This window comes from Trebonia sp. (assembly GCF_049794275.1).
Classification (GTDB): Bacteria; Actinomycetota; Actinomycetes; order Streptosporangiales; family Streptosporangiaceae; genus Trebonia.
Map to the genome: position 1 here is coordinate 1 of NZ_JBARCR010000227.1, position 2,625 is coordinate 2,625.

At 71.5% G+C, this 2,625-nt stretch carries 2 protein-coding genes and 1 pseudogene; 2 read left to right on the forward strand and 1 reads right to left on the reverse strand.

Features of this window, described 5'->3' with window-relative positions; all coding sequences use genetic code 11:
* Positions 1–651: pseudogene (locus WA805_RS06635) on the reverse strand (hypothetical protein); the annotation flags it as partial.
* 163 nt (positions 652–814) lie between these two features.
* Here WA805_RS06635 and WA805_RS06640 point away from each other — a divergent pair.
* Positions 815–1,501 carry an ABC transporter ATP-binding protein gene (locus WA805_RS06640; protein ID WP_422276973.1) on the forward strand — a complete coding sequence of 229 codons (687 nt, stop codon included), beginning with the start codon at positions 815–817 and terminating at the stop codon, positions 1,499–1,501.
* Positions 1,498–2,625, forward strand: a 1,128-nt coding sequence (locus tag WA805_RS06645) for an FtsX-like permease family protein (protein WP_425241890.1), incomplete at its 3' end; no start/stop codon positions are given. The genes WA805_RS06640 and WA805_RS06645, both read left to right, overlap by 4 nt.

Genomic DNA, 2,625 nt, shown 5'->3' on the forward strand with positions numbered 1-2,625 from the left:
GCGCAGCCGGGCGGTGGAGTCGGCGAGCCGCCGGCGCAGCTCGCGGATGCCGAGACCGGCCGCGGCGGCCGGCAGGACCACGAAGATCGCGGTGAGCCGCCCGGGGAACTGAAACTGGGGGAAGCGGGCGCCGAACTCCGCGGCGGCGGCGACGGTGGTCAGGGACACCGCGGCAATCGCCAGGTTCCGGTACCGGGAGTAGGCGATCGCGCTGTAGGCGGCGTACACGGCGGTACCGAGTGCGACCTTCGGCACGAAGTCCTGCTGCACGATCGCGATCGCGGCGATGATGACCAGCCAGGCCGTGATCGGGTACAGCCGCCGCCACGCCAGCGGCAGCGCGGTGAGCGCGGCGGCGGTCAGCATCAGCAGCGACGCGTGCGCAGGGACCAGGGTGAGCAGCGGCCGGCCTATCTTGCTCAGCGGCAGGCCGGCCCGGATGGCGTGCTGGACGGCGGCCGAAGAGCCGACCACGGTGACCGTCGCGGTGCCCGCCCGTGCCTGGGAGCGCTGCGTCATCTCGTAGACCGCGCCGATCGCCGCACCGACCGCGACGGCGCCGTCCAGCGCGAGCGCCCAGCCTGTCGGCGCCGCGCCGCGCGGTTCGGCCCGCCGGAAGAAGGCGACAAGCGAGCCGATACGTCCTGCCACGTAGTCATTGTCGCCGGTATGCGGGACAACGGCATCCTCCGTCCCAGGTATGCCCGACTACATCGGAAGGATGATGGACGCCGGCGAGTAAGCCGGGGACGTTACGGAAGATCCATAGTGCGAGCGACGCGGACGGGGCAGGCGCGTGACTACCTTCGCCACCATGGACGCGCTAGTTCAGCTAGAGAACGTGGTGAAGCGGTACGACGGGCCGCGGGCCGCTATTGACGGTGTCAGCGTACGGATCGACTCCGGCGAGGCCGTGGCCATCATGGGGCCGTCCGGGTCGGGCAAGTCCACGCTGCTCAACCTCATCGCCGGGATGGACCGGCCGACCTCGGGCTCGGTCCGGGTCGGCGACGAACGAGTCGACATGCTGTCCGAGGCGGGCGCCGCACGGTTCCGGCGCAGGCAGGTCGGCATGATCTTCCAGTTCTTCAACCTGCTCGACGACATGACGGTCATCGACAACGTGCTATTGCCCGCACAGCTCGGCGGGGTCAAGGCACGCGAGGCGCGGCGACGCGCCGACGAACTGCTCGGCACGCTCAGGATCTCGCACCGGCGGGACGCCTACCCGGCCCGGCTATCCGGCGGCGAGCGGCAGCGGGTGGCGATCGCCCGGGCGCTGATCAACTCACCGTCGCTGCTGCTCGCCGACGAGCCGACCGGCGCGGTGGACTCCGCCACCGGGGACGAGATCGGCGCGCTGCTGCTCGCCCTCAACGCGGCGGGCCAGACGCTGATCCTGGTCACGCACAGCCCGGAACTGGCCCACCGGTACGCGCGGCGCGTCGTGCACATCGCGGACGGGCGGATCGCGTCAGACACGGCGGTGACGCTGCCGTGAGCGCCGTCTTCCGGGCCGCCGCCGGCGGCCTCGGCGGGCGGAGACTGCAGGCCATCATCATCGGCCTGGTCGTTCTCGCCGCCACCGCCGCCTCCACCCTCGCGCTCGGCATGCTCGCCGACGCGCACAGCCCTTTCGACCACGCGTTCGCGCAACAGAACGGCGCGCACGTCGCTGTCACCCTCGACACGTCCGTCGCCTCGGCCGCCCAGATAACGAACGCCGCGCATGTCAAGGGCGTCACGGCCGTCGCCGGACCGTTCGAGACGGAGAGCGTCAACGCCAAGGTCGTGCCGCCGGGCGTCACCGGCGGCTCGATCAGCACCCAGCTGAACTTCGCCGGCCGCCCCAGTCCAGGCGGCCCGGTGGACGACCTCACCTTGCAGCAGGGTCACTGGGCCGCCGGCGACGACCAGGCCGTCGTCTCCGACACTGGCAACGCGCCGAGCCAGCTCGGTACCACCATCACCGTCGGCAGCCGGACGATGACCGTCGTCGGAGTCGCGGACTCGGTGACGAACACGGCCGACGTCTGGGTACTGCCCGCCGAGATGGCAGCCATCGCCGGCCAGGGCGGGTCCGGCCAGGCGCAGCTGCTCTACCGGTTCGCGTCCAGCGCGACCGACAGCGACATCAGCGCGGACATCGGCGAGGTCGAGGAGGCGCTGCCGTCCGGCGCGGTACTGAGCCACGTCAGCTACCTGAGCGTCCGCCAGTCAGAGCAGTCCAGCGTCGCTCCCTGGGTGCCGTTCATCGTGGCATTCGGCGTGATCGCCCTGGCCATCTCGGTGCTGATCGTGGTCAACGTGGTCGGCGGCGCGGTTGTCGCGGGCACCACGCGGATCGGCGTGCTCAAATCCATCGGCTTCACGCCGGCGCAGGTCGTGGCCTGTTACGTGCTGCTCGTCGCGGTCCCCGCGGTGACCGGCGCGGCCGTCGGCCTGGTCGTCGGCAACCTGCTCGCCGTGCCGCTCTACCGGCAGAACGCGCAGGTGTACCAGGTCGGCGTGCTTGGCGTGCCGTTCTGGGTGGATATCGTGGTGCCGCTCGCGGTGATCGTGCTGACCGTGCTCGCGGCCGCCGGGCCGGCGTCCAGGGCCGGCTCCATGTCCGCGGTGCAGGCG

Bases quoted from the DNA above. Each gene is read 5' to 3' on its own strand.
- WA805_RS06640 (WP_422276973.1), top strand. From the start codon at position 815: ATGGACGCGCTAGTTCAGCTAGAGAACGTGGTGAAGCGGTACGACGGG.